A 3,908-nucleotide genomic window follows, 5' to 3' on the forward strand; every position below is an offset into this window, starting at 1 on the left:
ACTCGGGGTACCGGCTGGCGATATCCTGTACTCGAACCCGGTCAAGTCTCGCGAGCACATCGCGCAGGCGGCGCGGCAGGGCGTCGAGTGGTTCGTCGTCGATTGCGTCGAGGAACTGCGCAAGTTCGCCGCCATTGCGCCCGCCGCGCAACTCTGTCTGCGCATCGACGTACCCAACGCGGACAGCGATTGGCCGCTCGCGGGGAAGTTCGGTGCCTCACCCGCGGCGGCGTGCGAGGTCGCCGCGACGGCGGCCGAGATGGGAGCCGATTTCTGCGGCGTGAGCTTTCACGTCGGCTCGCAGTGCACCAATCCCGAGAGCTGGCGTCTCGCCATCGAACGCGCGAAGGGCACGCTGGCGGTGCTGCGGCACCACGGCCTGCGGCCGCGGCTGCTGGACATCGGAGGCGGCTTCCCGGTGCGCTACACGCGGCCGATTCCCGATATCTCCGAAATCGGTGCAAGCGTCAGTCGGGCGCTCGCGAATGTGTCGCCCGAGGTCGCGGTCATCGCCGAGCCCGGCCGCGTCCTCGTGGCGGAGGCTGCCTGTTTCGTCTGCCGGGTGATCGGCACCGCGACGCGCGGCGGGCGTCGCTGGATGTACTGGGACGCGGGTCTGCACGGCGGCATCATCGAAACCGCACGCGGCGGCATCGCGTACGCGATCCGCAGCGACCGCGATGGTACGCTCGTGCCCTGGACTATCGCCGGCCCGACGTGCGACGCGGCGGACGTGCTCGCGGGCGAGTATCTGTTGCCGGAAGACCTGCGCGAAGGCGATTTCGTCTACCTGCCGAACACGGGTGCCTACACCTGCGCGCGGGCCTCCACCTTCAACGGATTTCCGCTGCCGGAAGTGCGCATCCTCGGCGCCCGCGACTGACTCGTCTACTCGGTAGCGACGTGCTTGCGCTCGTAGCGCGTGAAGCGGAACGGATAGGGATTGCGGCCGTCGGCGGCAACCTGCTCGGTGTCCGTGACCTGCCACTGCCCGAAGTCGATCGCCGGCATCCGGGTATCGCCCGGCACGTCGACGTCGACCACCGTCAGGTACAGGCGGTCGGCGAGCGGCAGCGCTTCGCGGAAGATCTCGGCGCCGCCGATCACGAACACCTCCTCGTCGTACAGGCAGATGGCGAGCGCTGCGCGCAGCGAGTCCGTGACGATCGCACCGGGCACCGCAAAGTCCGGGTTGCGGCTCACGACGACGCTGCGGCGGCCGGGCAACAGGCGCCCGATCGACTCCCACGTCCTGCGTCCCATGACGATGTGGTGGCCCATCGTCACCCGCTTGAAGCGCGCGAGTTCTGCCGGCAGATGCCACGGGATGCGGCCCCGGTCGCCGATCACGCCGGACTGCGACATGGCGACGATGAGCGACACGCAGCGCGTCATACGGCGACCGCTGCCGGGATGTGCGGGTGAGGATCGTAGCCTTCGAGCGTGAAGTCCTCGAAGGCGAAGCCGAAGAGGTCGGTCACCGCCGGATTGAGCTGCATCCTCGGCAGCGGACGCGGCGGGCGCGACAGCTGCAGCCGCGCCTGCTCCAGGTGATTCCGGTAGAGGTGCGCGTCGCCCAGCGTGTGCACGAACTCGCCCGGTGCGAGACCGCACACCTGCGCCACCATCAGTGTGAGCAAGGCGTAGGACGCGATGTTGAAGGGCACGCCGAGAAAGACGTCGGCGCTGCGCTGATAGAGCTGGCACGACAGCCGGCCCTCGGCGACGTAGAACTGGAACAGCGCGTGGCAGGGCAGGAGCCGCATGCGGTCGAGTTCACCGACGTTCCACGCGGACACGAGCAGCCGGCGCGAATCGGGGTTGCGCCCGATCTCGGCCAGCACGGCAGCGAGCTGGTCGATGTGGCGACCATCCGCCGCGGGCCAGGACCGCCACTGGGCGCCATACACCGGACCGAGGTCGCCGTGCGTGTCCGCCCATTCGTCCCAGATCGTGACGCCGTGCTCGTGCAGGTAGCGGACGTTCGTGTCGCCGCGCAGGAACCACAGCAGCTCATAGACGATGGACTTGAGATGCAGCTTCTTCGTCGTGAGCAGGGGAAATCCGCTGGCGAGGTCGAAGCGCATCTGGTAGCCGAACACGCTCAAGGTCCCGGTGCCGGTGCGGTCCGCCTTGCGCACGCCGTGGTCGAGCACGTGTCGGATCAGGGTGAGGTATTGCTGCATCGGAACCGCTCGGGAGGGTGGGCGGGAAGCGTAAGGGAATCCGGGTGACGAGGCAATCGCGACGGGACTCGCTGACAGTCCCCGTGCGTCGACGCGGCTACCCCAACAGGATTGGCGGCCAGAAACGTCGCGACATCGATGGCCTCATGTCACGGGTAGTGCGGTCCGTGGCAAGCGGCGGAGGAATGAGCGCACTCGATGGACAGGCAATCGTCCGGCGCTCAAACTCTGGAAGAGCTGGTTTCACCGTCGACATCCGATGCCGCCAACCATGCGTGAGACCTGTGCGAGCGTCAGCGCCGCGTGCCCGGTGGTCTCCGACGTCGACACCTACCCGTGGGACAAAGCCGCATGAAGATCAAGGGTGCGCATGTCGTGTTCTACCGGCTGCTGAGGGCGAACTCGGCGTCGTCTGTCTGTGCGGTGTTGCTTTACAAGAGGACTCAGGACGCGCCTATGTATCCGGGGTATTGGGGGCTCATCGGCGGCACGCTGGAAAACGGCGAGCAGCCACTGGCGGGAGCGCTGAGAGAGGTGGCAGAAGAGCTGGGGCTCATGGCAACCGGGATCACGCTCGAGTTGCTGTGCGATGTGCGAATCAAGCGCGACACGGATCCCCATGAGGTCGGGGCGCGCTACTTTGCCGCGCCGTTGAACCTCGGCATGGACCAACTGACGTTGCGGTACAACCCCGAAGAGCGAAAGGTGGAAGGCGAGGGATTGGGTTGGTTTACCGCAGAGGAAATCCGCCACATGTGGCTTCGACCCGAAGACCGGGCCGCAGTAGAGAAGTTCTTTGAACGCAGTGGCCTGTGACGTACAGCCACCAAGGGAGCCCGGTTGCGAGCGCCGAAATGACGGCGCTCGCTCCACGGCCGGCACGCAGACTCAAGCTCGGGGCGGACGGGCCGGACTCGCTTCCTGTTGTCGTCGAGCTTGACCGTCGCCCCGTGTTGGGCCGGCGTCATGTGCCTGGCTGGAATATGACGTCCCGGAAGTAGTTCGTGTTGCTCCAGTTGAATGCGGGCATCGCCCCCACCACATCCGTGTATACGCCGCTGCCGACATAGGTATGCAAAGCCCCGTTCGCGATCGGGGCGTCAAACCCGTGCGGCTGTTCTGCGTAGTAGCGATCGCTGCTGTTCGATACCGCCACGATGTAGTCCGTGTTCGCATCGATGTGCAACGCCGGTTGCAGGGAGAAGGTCTTCCACCCTTCCGTGCCCGGCGAGATGTTCCACGTGTACGGGCCGGCAACCGGCGTGCCGTCCGCGACCCGCCAGATGCGTACCGTGTGGACCCCACCCTCCAGGATGTTGGTATACACCCGCACCGCGGTGACCTGCCCAGGCACCTCCGCCGAGAACCGCGTGCCCAGTTCGTAGGGCGAGTCATTCTCGAACATCGTCGGCAACTGACTGGTGAAGATGGTCCCGGTGGGCTGTGTGCCGCCCCCGGACTCGGACGCGATCTGCTGGTAGACCGCCTTCGCCGCCTTGTAGCGGGCTTGCGCGGCTGCATTCCCGCCGCCATGCGGCTCGCCCACCAGGCGCCTGAACGCACGTGCCAAGACAGCCTCTAACTCTCGAGGACAGTCTTCACCACCGTCGCCCCGCGCGTCGAGCCCGCATACGCGATGCGGCCTGCATGCGCGATCGGGCGAGGTCCTACAGCGGGGGCGCACCGACGCGGTATCGCTGCCCAGCAAGTGCCACGGCGCAA

At 66.7% G+C, this 3,908-nt stretch carries 5 protein-coding genes; 2 read left to right on the forward strand and 3 right to left on the reverse strand.

The features are described from left to right. Nucleotides 1-883, forward strand: an 883-nt coding sequence (locus JNK68_16605) for an alanine racemase (protein ID MBL8541965.1), incomplete at its 5' end; no start/stop codon positions are given. Nucleotides 884-888: 5 nt separating this feature from the next. On the opposite strand, the gene JNK68_16610 is transcribed toward JNK68_16605, so the two are convergent. Beyond that, complete coding sequence (locus JNK68_16610) at nt 889-1,395, reverse strand: dihydrofolate reductase (GenBank protein MBL8541966.1); 507 nt, start codon at nt 1,393-1,395, stop codon at nt 889-891. Further along, the gene (locus tag JNK68_16615; protein ID MBL8541967.1) at nt 1,392-2,186 is read right to left on the reverse strand and encodes a thymidylate synthase; all 795 of its coding nucleotides are present in this window, start codon (nt 2,184-2,186) and stop codon (nt 1,392-1,394) included. Before JNK68_16615 ends, JNK68_16610 begins: the two co-directional genes overlap by 4 nt. A gap of 351 nt (nt 2,187-2,537) precedes the next feature. On the opposite strand from JNK68_16615, the gene JNK68_16620 reads away from it, so the two are divergent. After that, a complete protein-coding gene (locus JNK68_16620) occupies nt 2,538-3,002 on the forward strand; it encodes an NUDIX hydrolase (protein MBL8541968.1) in 465 nt (154 codons plus the stop codon). A gap of 148 nt (nt 3,003-3,150) precedes the next feature. Here the strand turns inward: JNK68_16620 and JNK68_16625 are convergent, their stop codons facing one another. Then, on the reverse strand, nt 3,151-3,756 hold the full coding sequence (locus tag JNK68_16625) for a DUF4082 domain-containing protein (protein MBL8541969.1): 606 nt from the start codon (nt 3,754-3,756) through the stop codon (nt 3,151-3,153). Nucleotides 3,757-3,908: the final 152 nt, after the last annotated feature.

Source organism: Betaproteobacteria bacterium (assembly GCA_016791345.1).
In the GTDB taxonomy this organism is placed as follows: domain Bacteria; phylum Pseudomonadota; class Gammaproteobacteria; order Burkholderiales; family JAEUMW01; genus JAEUMW01.

Bases quoted from the DNA above. Each gene is read 5' to 3' on its own strand.
- JNK68_16610 (MBL8541966.1), bottom strand. From the start codon at position 1,395: ATGACGCGCTGCGTGTCGCTCATCGTCGCCATGTCGCAGTCCGGCGTG.
- JNK68_16615 (MBL8541967.1), bottom strand. From the start codon at position 2,186: ATGCAGCAATACCTCACCCTGATCCGACACGTGCTCGACCACGGCGTG.
- JNK68_16620 (MBL8541968.1), top strand. From the start codon at position 2,538: ATGAAGATCAAGGGTGCGCATGTCGTGTTCTACCGGCTGCTGAGGGCG.